The following is a 15,735-nucleotide window of genomic DNA, read 5'->3' on the forward strand; positions in this document are numbered from 1 at the left end:
TCCGGTGTGAAATACTTTCTCCATTATATCAACGGCCGGACCAAAAAGGAAAAAGACGGGCGCGGGCCCGTCATGACTGTACAGTGAGTGTATAGTTCCTTTGTCTGCAATTTCCCCTAAAATTCTCCTCCGGATTTCCGCTGCGGGCCCTCGCTTACCGCGGGCGTTGCCTTAGTCTCCTCGAGCTGCGCTCTGCGGGGTCTTCGGCTAACGCTTTTCCCGCAGGTGTCTCGGACCCTCTGCTTCAATCCGCCATATATAATCCCGAACTATTCCGGTAAAACAATTAATATTTCTTATTTAATGACCATAGATGGTTTGTTGATTGGAGTGAAGGGTGGCGACTCCTGCGGAAAAGGAAGAGCGGAGAGACCCTGCAAGGGGCTCGATGCCTTCCCCGCGGAAAGCGTCCGCCCGTAACGGAAATCAACAGCGTTCTTTAATGTTTTTTATGCTAAATTATTCGCACGATCAAATTCGGAGAGGTTTTTTACAGACTATGACGGCCCGGGACCCTTCTCATCAATGTTATTGCTTCGCCGCAGTTTTCACGATTTCCACCAGCAGGTCTGCCAGCTTTTCAAGCTCTTCGACAGGCATCCGTTCGTTTGTCGTATGGATTTCTTCATATCCGACGGAAAGTGTGACAGTCGGGACACCGAAGCCGTTGAAGATGTTGCCGTCGCTTCCGCCGCCGCTTGTCATGAGCTCAGGTTCGCGGCCGATGCGCCGGATGGCATCCATCGCAGTCTGTACGACCCGGTCCTCCCCGCCAAGCGAAAAGCCCGGATACATCAGCTGGACGTCTGTTTCGGCGGAACCGCCCATCAGGCTTGCCTGGCGTTCGAATGTGCGGACCATATGGGCAGTCTGTTCGTCGAGCTTGTCTTTGTTGATGGACCGCGCCTCAGAGAGGATATGCACTTCATCGCAGACGATGTTTGTCGCCTGCCCGCCTTCGAAACGGCCGATGTTAGCGGTCGTCTCGGAGTCGATCCGCCCGAGCGACATGTTCGAGATGGCTTTTGCAGCAATCGTGATGGCCGATACTCCCTTTTCCGGAGCGACCCCGGCATGGGCGGTCTTGCCCCGGACAACCGTTTTAAGCTTTGCCTGGAACGGAGCCGCCGTCACGATTCCTCCGACTTTGCCGTCTGAATCGACCGCGTAGCCGTAGTCCGCCCGGATGGCTTTCGGATCCAGTTCTTTCGCGCCGCGCAGGCCGCTTTCTTCTCCCGCCGTGATGACGAACTGGATATCACCGTGTGGAGTTTCCTCTTCATTGATGCGGCGCATCATCTCGAACAGGGCTGCAATGCCGGCTTTGTCATCCGCGCCCAGAATGGTTGTGCCGTCCGAATAGATATAGCCGTCTTCCTTAAGGACCGGCTTGATTCCCTTGCCGGGCACGACTGTATCCATATGGCAGGTGAAGTAGATGGATTCTGCGCCTTCCACGCTGCCTTTTTTCGTTGCAATCAGGTTGCCTGCACCATGCCCGGAACGAGCGGCGGAGTCGTCTTCCTTCACATCAAATCCGAGCTTCTCCATTTTCTCTTTCAGGATGCCGACGATCTCCCCTTCGTGCTTCGTCTCCGAGTCGATCTGCACAAGTTCCATGAATTCATCGATCAGCCGTTTGTTTGTCATCCAGCATGCCTCCTGTCAAATCCGAAAGCGCACCTTAAAAATCCGGTGCGCTTCCTATATCCATTATAGCGGAATATTGCCGTGTTTTTTCTTTGGACGGTCTTCTTTCTTGTTGCGCATCATCTCGAGAGCCTGGATCAGCTTGATCCGGGTCTCGCGAGGGTCGATGACGTCGTCGACCATGCCGTGGCTTGCCGCGACATACGGGTTGGCGAATTTCTCTTTGTACTCGTCGATTTTCGCTGCGCGTGTCGCCTCAGGATCATCGCTGTTGGCAATCTCCCGGGCGAAGATGATGTTCGCGGCTCCCTGTGGGCCCATGACTGCAATCTCGGCATTCGGCCAGGCATAGACGATATCCGCGCCGATCGATTTCGAGTTGAGCGCAACGTAGGCGCCCCCATATGCTTTCCGGAGAATGACCGTCATTTTTGGAACGGTCGCCTCCGAGTAGGCGTAAAGGATCTTCGCGCCGTGGCGGATGATGCCGCCGTGCTCCTGCTTGATGCCCGGGAAGAAGCCGGTCACATCCTCGAACGTGATGATTGGAATGTTAAATGAGTCGCAGAATCGGATAAACCGTGCGGCTTTATCCGATGAGTCAATATCGAGGCCGCCGGCCATGACTTTCGGCTGGTTGCACACGAGGCCCACCGTCTCCCCCTTGATCCGGGCAAGTCCGATTACGATGTTGCGGGCAAACTCCGGCTGCACTTCCATGAACGAATCGGCATCGACGACCTGGTCAATCACTTTCCGGACATCATACGGGCGGATGGTCTCAAACGGGACAACGTCCACGAGGTCCGGACGGTCGTCATTCTCCGCATCAGCTTCCAGCCGCGGAGGCATCTCTTCGTTGCTCTGAGGCAGATAGGAGAGGAGCCTGCGTACATCTGCAAGCACTTCCTCCTCGCTTCCGGCCCGGAAATGCGCATTACCGCTGATGGCGTTATGTACTTTTGAGCCGCCGAGATCCTCGGAGGAAATCTTTTCACCCGTGACGGTTTCGATGACTTTCGGACCCGTGATGAACATCTGGCTTGTTTTGTCTGTCATGAAAACGAAGTCGGTGATGGCCGGAGAATAAACGGCACCGCCAGCACAAGGTCCGAGGATGACGGAAATCTGCGGGATGACGCCCGAATAAATGGCGTTTCGATAGAAGATATCCCCGTAGCCGTCAAGAGAGACGACACCTTCCTGGATCCGTGCGCCACCCGAGTCGTTCAGCCCGATGAAGGGCGCGCCGTTTTTAGCTGCGAGATCCATCACATTCGCGATTTTCATAGCGTGCATCTCGCCAAGCGCGCCGCCGAAGACAGTGAAATCCTGCGAGAACAGATAGACGGGACGGCCGTTCACCTTGCCGTAGCCTGTCACGACGCCGTCGCCCGGCCCTTTCATCTTGTCCATACCGAAATCCTGGTTCCGGTGTGTGACAAACGGATTCAGTTCGACGAACGTGCCCTCGTCAAGCAGCAGGTCGATCCGCTCTCGGGCGGTCAGTTTTCCCTTTTCATGCTGGCGGTCGATCTTGTCGTCCCCTCCGCCGAGCTCGATTTCGCGTTTCCTGTCATATAGTTCATTGATTTTTTCATAGATATCCATGACGATCATCACTCCTGGTTTCCGGATTTGTCGCACAGTTCGTAGAGAACACCGTATGAAGATTTCGGGTGCATGAAGGCCACCTGCGCTCCCCCGGCACCGGGCACCGGCCCGTCCGACAGCAGGCGTACGCCGTTCTCGCGCAGCTCGTCCATCCGTTCTTGGATGCCAGTCACGCCGAAAGCGATATGGTGGACGCCTTCTCCACGCTTTTCGATGAACTTGGCAACTGCGCTCGTTTCGGCAGCCGGCTCCAGCAGTTCCAGCTTCACATTCCCCGCATCCAGGAACGCGACCCTGAGTCCCTGCGTCTGAACGTCCTCGATCCCCATGAGTGGAATGCCGAGCGTGTCCGTGTAATATGGAAGGACAGCATCGAGGTCTTTTACCGCAATGCCGATGTGGTCGACCTTTTCCATTTCCCTTGCCCCCTTTTTATGTATCCGATTACAATTGTACCGTTTCAGGGCGCAAAACTCTATATATTGCGCAAACGACAAAAAATCATTAAAATGAACCCATCAGCAGTGAAGGAGCCAGAATAAAATTGAGCAATAAAAAATTTCAGAAAATCGTCATCTACACCATGGTCGCTCTGATGCTTTTGTCGACCATCGCCATGGGACTCAGCCTGTTCATCTGACTACGGAAAAGTAAATACAAAAAATCGCAGCGCCGGCAAACGGCTGCTGCGATTTTTGTTACTTAGAAAAATTTCATGATTATTCCCGTGTTGGCCACGGCCAGCTCCAGCGCCCAGCAACTGGCAAACTTCACCCTTCTCCACTACGATAAGTCAACATCGGCTCGTTCCTCGCCGTGTTTCCTTTATCTCATTGTGAAGGGCTCCAGTTTGTATGTTGCTAAGCGGGCGCCTGCGCTTTTGTTCAGATCAGACTTCCTCGCAATACTCCTCGAACAAGCCCTGAAGATTGACGACGACCGACATCGGGTCGTGCCCTTCGATTTCGTGGCGCGGCACTTCGCCCACCACTTTGCCATCCTTCACGAGGATGAAGGACGGGGACGACGGAAGGTGGTCATCGCCGAAATGCATGCGTGCCTGTGCTGTCGCTTCCTTGTCCTGGCCCGCAAATACCGTCACCAGGTTTTCGGGGCGCTTGTCGTAATGAACGGCATGCATCGCTGCTGGACGGGCGATTCCGCCTGCGCAACCGCAGACCGAGTTGACCATGAACAGCGTCGTCCCGTCCCGATTAATTGCCGAATCCACTTCTTCCGGAGTCTTCAGCTGCTCGTAGCCGGAGGCTTCCATCTCACTCCGCGCCTGGCGGATCATATCTTGCATAAACAGGTTCATATCCATGTTCATGACTGCATCCCCTTTCGGTTTATCCAAGAAAATCATAACAGGTCGGGCCCTTTCCTGCAAAACCCTAGTCTCAGCCGCGGAATAATTCCTCGACCGCAGCCGTCACGGTCAGCCGGCCGTCGAGAATCTTGCCCTCCAGGCGTTCGACTTCATTTTTCCTGCCTTCGGATGCGTAGAACGACTCGATCAGCCGGTCTTCGATCGACTGCCGGAACCAGGCCTTGAGCTGCTCCCGGCGCCTTTTGTCCCATTCACCGGAAACGGACATGCTGTCCCGAAAACCGAGAATCGTCTCCCAGACGTCTTCCAGACCGGTCCCGGCAAACGAAGATACGGGATGGACGGTTGTCTGCCATCCTGGAGTCGCAGGCTGCAGCATACGAAGGAACTGTTTGTATTCCCTTGCCGTCCGCTTCGCAGGGGTGACATTATCACCATCCGCCTTATGGACGATGATGCCATCCGCAAGCTCCATGATGCCTTTCTTGACTCCCTGCAATTCATCACCGGCACCGGTCAGTACGAGAAGGAGGAAGAAATCGGCCATCCCCCTGACCGCGGTCTCGCTCTGCCCCACCCCGACCGTTTCAATCAGGATGACATCATAGCCCGCCGCTTCGCAGAGAAGCATTGTCTCCCTCGTCTTCCGGTGGACACCTCCGAGTGTGCCGGATGAAGGTGACGGCCGAATAAATGCGTTCGGATGACGGGACAGTTCCTCCATCCTCGTTTTATCGCCAAGGATGCTGCCGCCAGTGACAGTGGAGCTGGGATCGATCGCGAGTACCGCCACCTTGTGTCCGGCTTCGGCCAGCATGAGGCCGAATGATTCGATGAACGTGCTTTTTCCGGCGCCGGGCACTCCTGTGATGCCGATCCTGACGCTATTCCCGGAATCCGGGAGCAGGCCGAGGAGGAGTTCCTGAGAGTCCTTTCGGTCTTCCGGCGACCGGCTTTCCAGCAGTGTAATGCCTTTCGCCAGCGCCAGTCTGGATCCGGTCCTGATCTCCTTTGCCAGATCTGCTGCAGAGACGGGACGCCGCTTTTTGACAAACCGCTTTCTTGGACCCGCGGACATGCCGTCATGCGGCGGAATGCCGCCTTCGGTCCGCATTTGGGTCTCTTTTTCCCGTTCCGTCAATCGACGGCTTCCTCATAGCCGAGCTTGCTGTAGATGGCTTCGATGACTTTCTGCGCGGATACCGGGATGACGGTGCCCGGCCCGAAGATGGCTGCGACGCCCGCATTGTACAGGAAGTCATAGTCTTTTGCCGGGATGACGCCGCCGGCGAACACGACGATGTCTTCTCGCCCGAGCTTCCGGAGCTCTTCGATCAGTTCGGGAATCAATGTTTTGTGTCCGGCAGCAAGCGAACTTACACCTACTGCGTGGACGTCGTTTTCCGCCGCCTGCAGGGCCGTTTCGGCCGGTGTCTGGAATAGCGGCCCGATATCGACGTCGAAGCCAAGATCGGCAAACGCGGTTGCAACTACCTTGGCACCCCGGTCATGTCCGTCCTGCCCCATTTTCGCGACCATGATCCTTGGCCTGCGGCCCTCATTTTCCAGGAACTCGCCTGTCATCTGCTTGACTTCATCGATCGCTTCGGCGTCTGAGAAATTCGTACTGTACACGCCACTGATCGAACGGATGACTGCCTTATGCCGGCCGGAGGCCTTTTCGATGGCGTCGGAGATTTCCCCGATCGAGGCGCGCGCTCGGGCCGCATCGATCGCAAGGGCAAGAAGGTTGCCTTCTCCGCTCCGGGCCGCTTCACTCAGCTTGTCCAGCGCCATCCGGACAACCGCTTCGTCGCGCTCCGCTTTCATCTTCTCCAGGCGCTCGATCTGCTTGCGCCGCACTTCTGTGTTGTCGATGTCGAGGATCTCGATCGGGTCTTCCTCTTCAGGACGGTATTTGTTCACCCCGATGATTGATTCTGAACCGGAGTCGATCTGTGCCTGGCGGCGTGCCGCGGCTTCCTCGATCTTCATCTTCGGCAGTCCCGTTTCGATGGCTTTCGCCATGCCCCCGAGTTCCTCGATCTCTTCGATCAGCTCCCATGCCTTTTGCATCAGCTCGTCGGTCAGCTTTTCGACGTAGTAGGAGCCGCCCCACGGATCGATGACGTTCGTCATCTGGGTTTCCTCCTGGAGGAACAGTTGCGTGTTGCGCGCGATCCGTGCAGAGAAGTCGGTCGGAAGTGCGATCGCCTCATCCAGCGCGTTGGTATGAAGCGACTGGGTATGGCCCATCGCTGCGGCGTTCGCCTCAATCAGTGTCCGGGTGACATTGTTGAACGGATCCTGCTCGGTCAGGCTCCAGCCCGATGTCTGTGAGTGTGTCCGGAGCGCGAGCGATTTCGGATTCTTCGGATCAAATGACTTCATCATCTGTGCCCAGATCCGCCGTGCCGCCCGCATCTTGGCGACTTCCATAAAGTAGTTCATGCCGATCGCCCAGAAAAAGCTGAGCCTGGGAGCGAATGAATCTATGCCGATGCCAGCCTGGAGGCCGGTACGGACATATTCCAGCCCGTCCGCAAGCGTATAGGCAAGCTCAATGTCCGCAGTCGCTCCGGCTTCCTGCATATGATAGCCGGAAATCGAGATCGAGTTGAACTTCGGCATGTTTTTCGATGTGTACTCAAAAATATCCGCGATAATCCGCATGGACATCTCAGGCGGGTAAATGTAAGTGTTCCGGACCATGTATTCCTTCAGGATATCGTTCTGGATCGTTCCTGCCAGCTTATCGGGCGCGACGCCCTGTTCTTCTGCCGCAACGATATAAAATGCCATGACCGGGATGACCGCACCGTTCATCGTCATCGACACAGACATCTGGTCAAGCGGGATGCCGTCAAAAAGGATTTTCATATCCTCTACCGAATCGATCGCAACCCCTGCCTTGCCGACGTCACCCGAAACCCGGGGATGATCCGAATCGTAGCCGCGGTGCGTCGCAAGGTCGAATGCAACGGAAAGGCCCTTTTGCCCCATTGCCAGATTCCGGCGGTAGAACGCGTTGCTCTCCTCGGCCGTGGAGAATCCGGCATATTGGCGGACGGTCCACGGACGGGAGACATACATCGTCGGATAAGGGCCGCGCGTATTCGGCGCAATGCCCGGCATATCGGACAGATGGCTGAGTCCGTCCAGATCTTTTCCTGTATAGGACGGAAGGATGCCGATCCCTTCATACGATTCCACAGCCGACTCTTCGGCTTGCAGGTGTGTGCTCCCTTTCAGGACTTTTTCCGGGTCGATTTTCGTAAAGTCCGGCTTGTTCATCGCTGCATTCCCCCTTCAAGAATCCCTTTTACTTCTGTCAGCTTCTCAAGAATATCCTGGCCCCTGTAGTAAAAGCCGTTGAGTCCGGCTTGCTGCAGCGATGCTGCGGTCTCTTCCGGAAAACGTCCCGCAGCATCAAGAACAGTGCCGTCAGGTTTTCCTGTCAGTACTGCCCGTATCGATTCTTCCGCCTGTTCTGAAGATGAACATAGGATGGCATATTGCGGCTGTTCCGATTGCAGATATCCAAGGGCCTCTTCCACAGTTGCAAACAGCGGGGACAGTTCCGGGCGGATTCCTCCTACAGCAAGCACGCCCGCCGCGAAATCGGCCACCGGCTTGACTGCCTTCAGAGTGCCGAAGCGGATAAGATGGACCTTGCCCCCCTGAATGGAAGACCGGAGCGTTTCAAACGGTTCGGCCAGACGGCCATCCGATTTTTCTGACGGGGTCTGATTTTGGATCTCCTCTGCAGGATCGGCATAGATGTTCGTCCCGATCAGTGACTCTTTCCTTGTGGCAAGACGGCGGATGCGCGATTCTTTTTTCTCTGCGAGCAGCCGGTCCAGTGTGCCGTCCGAGGTGATGGCCGAGATCCCTCCCCGTTGTTCGAATTCCAGGAACTGTTCCCATGCTTTCCGGTAAAGCGACTCGGTCAGCGATTCGATGTAGTAAGAACCACCGGCCGGATCCAAAACGCGGTCTGCATGGGCTTCCTCCTTGAGGATGTGCTGGACATTGCGCGCGACGCGTTCGGAGAAGCCTGTGCTTCCCGTCAGGGCATCAAGAGGCGCGACCGTGATGGCATCCGCGCCGCCGATAGCGGCCGCAAAGGCTTCATTGCCGCTCCTGAGAAGGTTGACATACGGGTCCGCCAGTGTATAGGTGCGCAGCGATGTCCGGGCAATAACCGGCACCCGCAGCGGCTCCTTCACGCCGTATGCAGCCGAAAACGACCGGAACAGCAGACGGAATGCACGCAGTTTGGCGATTTCAGTGAAAAAGTGAGTATCAATGTCAAATGTGAAGAAAAGCTTTCGGGCCATTGCTCCAAAATCATCTTCCTTCCCGGCGATATCAGCTGCCTCGGAAAGGGCCGCGGCCAGCTCGGTCACGGCATCTGCCCCTTTCATATGTACGGATCCCGTGTCCACGGCGATGGTCCGCAGTGACGGGAACCTGTGGGAAAGGTCAGCAGACGCATCCACATCGGCGTAGCCTGTAACCTGCTTCCGTTTGTCTTCCTCAACACGGCCGAATACGGCGAGAAACGGATCATCTGGCCGGCACCGCACATAAACGGGCACTTCGGTGATCAGTGATGCCAGAGCATCGAGCACCCCGGAATCTGCTTCTTTTTCCCATCCGCCTGTATAGACGACCGCGCCGTTCCCCCTGACAAGCGCAGTTTTTGTCTTTTCCAGGAATATTGCCGGGTCAGTCTCGCAGGTTTCCTGGAGCACCGTCCAGTCAGCCTTCCCCACCCCGTTCCGGATGGCGTTCAGCCGCTCTTCCTGTCCTTCCGGAATATCATCCGAGGTGTAAAGCGGCTTAAGCGTGATGCCTTCGGGTGTCGCCGTTTCAAGTGATGCAAGCGGTTTCCCTTTTAGCGAAGCTTCAGCTGCTTCGGTCCATTCCCCTGCGGTGGGCTGTGCGAACGACGTCTGTTTCATCGTATGAATTGTCATATACGTCTCCCCCAATGTGAATTTTGCCTATTTTCATTCTACCGGAGAACAGGCAGGCTTGAAAGATGGAATGCTAATCGATGGCGATGCCTGTCTGAACAAGCGAAATCCCGCCGCAATCGTAATGTTTGGCCAGGACGTTCCTGCCTGCAATAGAAAAAGGCCGGGAAGCGGAGAGCTTCCCGGCCGATGCGGTCAGTAGACCGAGGTATTCTCACTCGATATATTCTCGAGGATCTCCTTGACCCGGGCTAGGAACCGTCCTGCCACGAGGCCGTCCAGCACGCGGTGATCGAGGGAGAGGCACAGATTGACCATGTCGCGGGCTGCGAACATGCCTCCATCCATGATGACCGGGCGCTTGACGATCGATTCCACCTGGAGAATCGCAGCCTGCGGATAATTGATGATCCCCATCGACTGGACGGAACCGAACGAACCGGTGTTGTTCACCGTGAACGTTCCGCCCTGCATCTCTTCGGATTTCAGTTTTCCGCTCCGGACCTTATCGGCCAGCTCCTTGACCTCGCGCGCGATGCCTTTGATTGTCTTTTCGTCGGCATCCCTGATGACCGGAACGAACAGGGCATCTTCTGTCGCGACAGCGATTGAGATGTTGATCGCCTTTTTCTGGACGATCTTGTCGCCCGCCCACATCGAGTTCATCATCGGGAATTCCTTCAGCGCCTGGGCTACGGCCTTCACGAAAAAGGCGAAGTAAGTCAGGCCGAAGCCTTCCTTGCTCTTAAACTCGTTCTTGATGGAATCGCGGTACTGGACGAGGCCCGTCACATCGACTTCGACCATCGTCCAGGCATGCGGCGCTTCCTGTTTGGAACGCAGCATATTGTTCGCGATCGCGCGGCGTACGCCGGAGACCGGAATTTCCACGTCGCCTGCAGCTGTCTGGACGCCCGCCGGCTGGCGTCCAGGCTGTTCTGCCGGAGCAGGTGCCGCACCCGTTTTTGGCTGCTCGGCCCGGGTTTGCGCCGGCTCATGCTGTGGTCCGTCGGATTGCGTCGGGATATTCCCCGACTCGATCAGCCGCATAAGATCCTTCCTCGTGATCCTGCCTCCGCGGCCCGAACCCTCTACCTGCGAAAGATCGATGCCGTGTTCCTGGGAAAGTCGCAGCACGGCGGGTGAATACCTCGCACCTGATGGATCGGCTTTCGCCGGAGTGGAAGACCCTCCGGTCCCCGACAGCTTTTCATGCTGATCAGAGCCGGCAGCCGGCATCTCGTTCGCCGGTTCGCTTTCTGCGGGCGCGGCCTTGGCTTCTGCCGATTCTCCGCCTTCCGTCTCAATCGTGCAGACAGCCGCCCCGACTTCTAGTGTGTCGCCTTCACTGGCGATGAGTTCCTTGATTGTGCCGGAGAAGGAAGACGGGATCTCTGCCGTCACCTTATCCGTATTGACCTCGGCGAGGGGGTCGTATTTCTCGACCGTATCTCCCGGTTTCACGAGCCAGCGTTCAATGGTGCCCTCGGTGACGCTTTCGCCCAGCTGGGGCATGGTGATTGTTTGTTTCGCCACTTGGTAGCCCTCCGTCCGTATCAGAATTCCGCGAGATCGCGCATCGCTTTCTCGACCTTGTCCGGATTGATCATGAAGTATTTCTCCATTGTCGGTGCGTATGGCATGGCCGGCACGTCCGGCCCGGCCAGGCGCTGGATCGGTGCGTCCAGGTCGAACAGGCACTCTTCCGCGATGATGGCCGCCACTTCACTCATGATGCTGCCTTCCTTGTTGTCTTCCGTGACAAGAAGCACCTTGCCCGTTTTCGAGGCCGCCTCGGCAATCGCTTCACGGTCAAGCGGGTAAACCGTTCTGAGGTCAAGGACATGAACAGATATGCCGTCCTCGGCAAGCCGCTCGGCTGCCTGAAGGGCAAAGTGAACCGCGAGGCCGTAGGTGATGACGGTGATGTCCTCACCCTCGCGCTTGACGTCCGCCTTTCCGATCGGAAGGGTGTAGTCCTCATCCGGAACCTCGCCTTTGATCAGCCGGTAGGCGCGCTTATGTTCAAAGAACAGGACCGGATCGTCGTCACGGATGGCCGCTTTCAGAAGCCCCTTGGCATCATAAGGCGTCGAAGGAATGACGATCTTAAGCCCCGGCTGGTTGGCGAAAACCGCCTCCACCGACTGGGAATGGTAAAGGGCGCCATGGACGCCGCCGCCGAACGGGGCGCGCACGACGATCGGGCAGTTCCAGTCGTTGTTCGAGCGGTAGCGGATACGCGCCGCCTCGGAGATGATCTGGTTGACTGCCGGCATGATGAAGTCCGCAAACTGCATTTCCGCGATCGGGCGCATGCCGTACATGGCTGCGCCGATTCCGACTCCTGCAATCGCCGACTCGGCAAGCGGCGTGTCGATGACACGCTCTTCGCCGAACTGGTCATAGAGTCCCTGTGTCGCTTTGAAGACGCCGCCTTTTTTTCCGACGTCCTCGCCGAGGATAAAGACGTTGTCGTCACGCTCCATCTCTTCTTTCATCGCGAGCGTAATGGCATCGATATAGGACCGTACCGCCATTATTCATCCCCTCCCTGTTCCGCATAAACGTATTTCAGTGCCGCTTCCGGTTCCGCGTAAGGAGCCGCTTCCGCATAGTCCGTCGCTTCGTTGACGACCTGCTTTACACGGTCTTCCATTTCTTTCTCCGTTTCGTCATCCAGCACGCCCGCTTCCTTCAGATAGGCCGCGAAACGCGGGATCGGATCCTTTTCCCTCTCCGCCTTCAGGTCTTCCTCGGAGCGGTATGCGCGGTGGTCGTCATCAGACGAGTGCGCGGTCAGGCGATAGCAGATCGTTTCGACGAGCGTCGGGCCTTCTCCGGAACGGGCCCGGTCGGCAGCCGCCTTGACGACTTCATAGACGGCGAGCGGATCCGTGCCGTCCACCGTATGGCCCGGCATTCCGTAACCCGGCGCGCGGTCTGAAACGTATTCACACGCAAGCTGTTTTTCGAGAGGAACGGAGATTGCGTATTTATTGTTTTCCACCATGATGATGGTCGGCAGCTTGTGGACTCCCGCGAAGTTGGCACCTTCATGGAAATCACCCTGGTTGGAAGAACCTTCACCGAGTGTCACAAACGTGATAAAGTCCTTTTTCTTGATCTTGCCCGCCAACGCCACACCGACAGCATGTGGCAGCTGTGTGGTAACTGGAGAGGAACCGGTGAGGATGCGGTTCTTTTTCTGGCCGAAGTGGCCCGGCATCTGCCGGCCGCCGGAGTTGGGATCTTCAGCTTTCGCGAATGCGCTCAGCATCAGGTCTTTCGGCGTCATGCCGAAGTGGAGGACGACCCCCATATCCCGGTAGTACGGTGCAATATAGTCTTTTTCGGTATCCAGCGCGAATGCGGCGCCTACCTGTGCCGCCTCCTGTCCCTGACAGGAAATGACGAACGGGATCTTGCCGGAACGGTTCAGCAGCCACATGCGTTCATCAAGCCTGCGGGCAGTCAGCATCGTCTCGTACATGCGCAGGACCTGTTCATTCGTTAGCCCCAGCTGTTCATGACGGTTATTGGTCATCTTACGGTTTCCCCCTTTGATTACATATGGATGGCCTTGCCGTCGACGGCAAGTGCCGCTTCACCCATCACTTCGCTCAGGGAAGGATGCGGGTGGACAAGGGACGCGACTTCCCAAGGCGTTGCATCAAGGACTTTCGCCAGGCCAGCCTCGGAGATCATGTCGGTGACATGAGGGCCGATCATATGGATGCCCAGGATATCGTCAGTGGCCTTGTCGGCGATGATTTTCACGAAGCCTTCGGACTCCCCGTGGACGAGCGCCTTTCCGATGGCCTTGAATGGGAATTTGCCGATTTTGACCTCGAAGCCCCGTTCTTTGGCTTGCTGCTCCGTGATGCCGACCGAAGCCGCCTCAGGGCTCGAATAGATACATTTTGGCACCATGTCCGGGTCGACCGGATGGGCATCCGTTCTCGCGATATGCTCGACTGCGGATATCCCTTCATGGGATGCCACGTGAGCCAGCTGGAGACCGCCGATCACATCTCCGATCGCATAAATATGGGACTCTTTCGTCTGGTAGGTCTTCTTGGTCTTAATGAATCCCCGGTCAAGCTCAATATCAGTGTTTTCCAGGCCGATGCCCTCCGTGTTGGCCTGCCGGCCGACGCTTACGAGCATCTTTTCCGCGGTGAATGTTTCTGTCCCTTGGCCGATCTTCGCGTCGATGGAAACTGAATCCGCCTGCTTGTTCAGGGAGTCGGGAAGCACTTCAGCCGAAGTGGCAAACCGGATGCCGCGTTTTTTCAGCAGTTTCTCCATCTCGCGGGAAACATCCGCATCCTCTGTCGGCAGGATCCTTTCCGCATATTCGATGACGGTGACATCTACACCAAAGTCATTCAGCATCGAGGCCCACTCGATCCCGATGACACCGCCGCCTACGATCAGGATGGAAGCGGGCAGCTTATCGAGAGCGAGCGCCTCATCCGATGTGAGGACGGTCGTGCCGTCAATCTCAAGTCCGGGCAGGGTGCGCGGTCTGGAGCCGGTCGCGACGATGACGTTCTGGGGAATGAGGATGTCATTTTCCCTGCCGTCTTCATACTCGACCGAGATGGTGCCGGGCATCGGGGAGAAGATGGATGGGCCCAATATTCTGCCGATCCCCTCGTAGACGTCGATTTTCCCTTTTTTCATCAGTACACGGACACCGTTATGCAGTCCGTCGACAATCGACTGCTTGCGTTGCTGCACCCGGTCGAATGCCAGTTTGACTTCTCCGGTCATCACACCGAACGACTCTGATTCCTCTTTGGCAAGACGGTAAACTTCGGCACTGCGGAGCAGAGCCTTGGAGGGGATACAGCCGCGATGCAGGCAGGTGCCGCCCAGCTTTCCTTTTTCGACGACCGCCGTCTTGAGCCCCAGCTGTGCAGAACGGATGGCGGCTACATAGCCGCCGGTTCCGCCGCCAAGGATGACGACATCATATTCAAGAGCCATGGGGTGGCCTCCTTTATCCTTTAAGGTTGCAAGGTGTGTTTGCCGTCAGCGGCGGTGGAGTGTATCCTTGCCGTTGCGCAGAAACTGGCTGCGCGATTTCGCTACGTTTGCGATGCGCTCTTCCGCAAGGCGGTCGGCCGCTGCATAGGAAGGGATGCCGTCACGTTTCGAAATCTCGAACACCTTTTCAATCGTGTCGTAGATCTTTTCAACTTTCTTCATAGCGCGCTCACGGTTGTAGCCTTCCAGCTCATCGGCCACATTGATGACGCCGCCCGCATTGATGATGTAGTCTGGCGCATAAACGATGCCCATCTCATGGATGCGGTCCCCGTGTTCAGGTGTCTTAAGCTGATTATTCGCCGACCCAGCGATCACTTTCGCCTTCAGCTGAGGGATTGTCTCGTCATTGATGGTCGCACCAAGCGCGCAAGGCGCATAGATGTCGCATTCCACACCGTAGATGTCATTGATCCCGACCGCTTCCGCATCGAACTCCTCCACTGCGCGACGGACTGCTTCTTCGCTGATGTCAGTCACGATCAGCTTCGCGCCTTCCTCATGCAAGTGGCGGCAAAGAGTGAACGCCACGTTACCGACACCCTGGACCGCTATTGTCTTGCCTTCGAGTGAATCGGAACCAAAGGCTTCCTTGGCGGCAGCTTTCATCCCACGGTAAACACCGTAGGCAGTGACCGGGGACGGATTGCCGGAGGAACCTTCATGTGTCGGGGAAATACCGGTGACAAAATCCGTTTCCTGATGGATGACGTCCATATCCTCTTCTGTCGTGCCGACATCTTCAGCCGTGATGTAGCGGCCATTCAGGCCTTGGATATACCGTCCGAATGCACGGAACAGCTCTTCATTTTTATCGGTTTTCGGATTGCCGATGATCACGGTCTTGCCGCCGCCCAGGTTCAGGCCTGCTGCCGCGTTTTTGTAGGTCATGCCTTTTGCAAGGCGGAGTGCATCGATGACAGCTTCCTCTTCCGTCGCGTACGTCCACATCCGGGCGCCGCCAAGCGCCGGGCCGAGCGTCGTGTCGTGAATGGCGATGATCGCCTTCAGTCCGGATGTCTTGTCGTGGCAGAACACCACTTGTTCGTAATCACTTTCCTCGAGGTATTTAAACAATTCCATCATCATTCTCCTCCTTGTGGT

The 15,735-nt window shown here is 56.6% G+C and carries 13 protein-coding genes; 1 reads left to right on the forward strand and 12 read right to left on the reverse strand.

All coding sequences use genetic code 11. The features are described 5' to 3' along the window. Positions 1–528: 528 nt before the first annotated feature. From DZC51_RS10515 to mce, 3 genes are all read right to left on the reverse strand, one after another. Positions 529–1,650 carry a M20/M25/M40 family metallo-hydrolase gene (locus DZC51_RS10515; protein ID WP_157295544.1) on the reverse strand — a complete coding sequence of 374 codons (1,122 nt, stop codon included), beginning with the start codon at positions 1,648–1,650 and terminating at the stop codon, positions 529–531. A gap of 63 nt (positions 1,651–1,713) precedes the next feature. Further along, positions 1,714–3,261 (reverse strand): acyl-CoA carboxylase subunit beta, encoded by a 1,548-nt coding sequence (locus tag DZC51_RS10520; RefSeq protein WP_157295547.1) that lies wholly within the window; start codon positions 3,259–3,261, stop codon positions 1,714–1,716. An 8-nt stretch (positions 3,262–3,269) separates the two neighbouring features. Further along, positions 3,270–3,680 (reverse strand): methylmalonyl-CoA epimerase, encoded by a 411-nt coding sequence (mce, locus tag DZC51_RS10525; protein ID WP_157295550.1) that lies wholly within the window; start codon positions 3,678–3,680, stop codon positions 3,270–3,272. 128 nt (positions 3,681–3,808) lie between these two features. On the opposite strand from mce, the gene prli42 reads away from it, so the two are divergent. Beyond that, on the forward strand, positions 3,809–3,904 hold the full coding sequence (prli42, locus tag DZC51_RS10530; RefSeq protein ID WP_157295552.1) for a stressosome-associated protein Prli42: 96 nt from the start codon (positions 3,809–3,811) through the stop codon (positions 3,902–3,904). Between the two features lie 249 nt (positions 3,905–4,153). Here prli42 and DZC51_RS10535 read toward each other — a convergent pair whose 3' ends face one another. From DZC51_RS10535 to bcd, 9 genes are all read right to left on the reverse strand, one after another. After that, positions 4,154–4,594: a BrxA/BrxB family bacilliredoxin gene (locus DZC51_RS10535; protein ID WP_157295554.1), complete on the reverse strand. Its 441-nt coding sequence runs from the start codon at positions 4,592–4,594 to the stop codon at positions 4,154–4,156. Positions 4,595–4,664: 70 nt separating this feature from the next. Then, on the reverse strand, positions 4,665–5,708 hold the full coding sequence (gene meaB, locus DZC51_RS10540; RefSeq protein WP_198304112.1) for a methylmalonyl Co-A mutase-associated GTPase MeaB: 1,044 nt from the start codon (positions 5,706–5,708) through the stop codon (positions 4,665–4,667). 23 nt (positions 5,709–5,731) lie between these two features. Beyond that, positions 5,732–7,888, reverse strand: a complete 2,157-nt coding sequence (scpA, locus tag DZC51_RS10545; protein ID WP_157295559.1) for a methylmalonyl-CoA mutase — start codon at positions 7,886–7,888, stop codon at positions 5,732–5,734. Further along, positions 7,885–9,576 (reverse strand): methylmalonyl-CoA mutase family protein, encoded by a 1,692-nt coding sequence (locus DZC51_RS10550; protein ID WP_157295562.1) that lies wholly within the window; start codon positions 9,574–9,576, stop codon positions 7,885–7,887. Before DZC51_RS10550 ends, scpA begins: the two co-directional genes overlap by 4 nt. Positions 9,577–9,771: 195 nt before the next feature. Continuing rightward, positions 9,772–11,112 carry a dihydrolipoamide acetyltransferase family protein gene (locus DZC51_RS10555; protein WP_157295564.1) on the reverse strand — a complete coding sequence of 447 codons (1,341 nt, stop codon included), beginning with the start codon at positions 11,110–11,112 and terminating at the stop codon, positions 9,772–9,774. A 20-nt stretch (positions 11,113–11,132) separates the two neighbouring features. Beyond that, positions 11,133–12,116, reverse strand: coding sequence for an alpha-ketoacid dehydrogenase subunit beta (locus tag DZC51_RS10560; protein WP_157295567.1), 984 nt, complete (start codon positions 12,114–12,116; stop codon positions 11,133–11,135). After that, entirely contained in the window at positions 12,116–13,123 is a 1,008-nt protein-coding gene (locus tag DZC51_RS10565) for a thiamine pyrophosphate-dependent dehydrogenase E1 component subunit alpha (RefSeq protein ID WP_157295570.1), read from the reverse strand. The genes DZC51_RS10560 and DZC51_RS10565 overlap by 1 nt, the downstream gene beginning before the upstream one ends. Before the next feature lie 20 nt (positions 13,124–13,143). Further along, positions 13,144–14,571, reverse strand: coding sequence for a dihydrolipoyl dehydrogenase (gene lpdA / locus DZC51_RS10570; RefSeq protein WP_157295587.1), 1,428 nt, complete (start codon positions 14,569–14,571; stop codon positions 13,144–13,146). Positions 14,572–14,616: 45 nt separating this feature from the next. Further along, positions 14,617–15,720 (reverse strand): branched-chain amino acid dehydrogenase, encoded by a 1,104-nt coding sequence (gene bcd, locus DZC51_RS10575; RefSeq protein WP_157295590.1) that lies wholly within the window; start codon positions 15,718–15,720, stop codon positions 14,617–14,619. Positions 15,721–15,735 lie beyond the last annotated feature (15 nt).

Source organism: Bhargavaea sp. CC-171006 (assembly GCF_009761675.1).
GTDB classification, from domain to species: Bacteria; Bacillota; Bacilli; order Bacillales_A; family Planococcaceae; genus Bhargavaea; species Bhargavaea changchunensis.

Coding starts and splice junctions, on each gene's coding strand:
- DZC51_RS10515 (WP_157295544.1), bottom strand. CDS start 1,650: ATGACAAACAAACGGCTGATCGATGAATTCATGGAACTTGTGCAGATC.
- DZC51_RS10520 (WP_157295547.1), bottom strand. CDS start 3,261: ATGGATATCTATGAAAAAATCAATGAACTATATGACAGGAAACGCGAA.
- mce (WP_157295550.1), bottom strand. CDS start 3,680: ATGGAAAAGGTCGACCACATCGGCATTGCGGTAAAAGACCTCGATGCT.
- DZC51_RS10535 (WP_157295554.1), bottom strand. CDS start 4,594: ATGAACATGGATATGAACCTGTTTATGCAAGATATGATCCGCCAGGCG.
- meaB (WP_198304112.1), bottom strand. CDS start 5,708: ATGCGGACCGAAGGCGGCATTCCGCCGCATGACGGCATGTCCGCGGGT.
- scpA (WP_157295559.1), bottom strand. CDS start 7,888: ATGAACAAGCCGGACTTTACGAAAATCGACCCGGAAAAAGTCCTGAAA.
- DZC51_RS10550 (WP_157295562.1), bottom strand. CDS start 9,576: ATGACAATTCATACGATGAAACAGACGTCGTTCGCACAGCCCACCGCA.
- DZC51_RS10560 (WP_157295567.1), bottom strand. CDS start 12,116: ATGGCGGTACGGTCCTATATCGATGCCATTACGCTCGCGATGAAAGAA.
- DZC51_RS10565 (WP_157295570.1), bottom strand. CDS start 13,123: ATGACCAATAACCGTCATGAACAGCTGGGGCTAACGAATGAACAGGTC.
- lpdA (WP_157295587.1), bottom strand. CDS start 14,571: ATGGCTCTTGAATATGATGTCGTCATCCTTGGCGGCGGAACCGGCGGC.
- bcd (WP_157295590.1), bottom strand. CDS start 15,720: ATGATGATGGAATTGTTTAAATACCTCGAGGAAAGTGATTACGAACAA.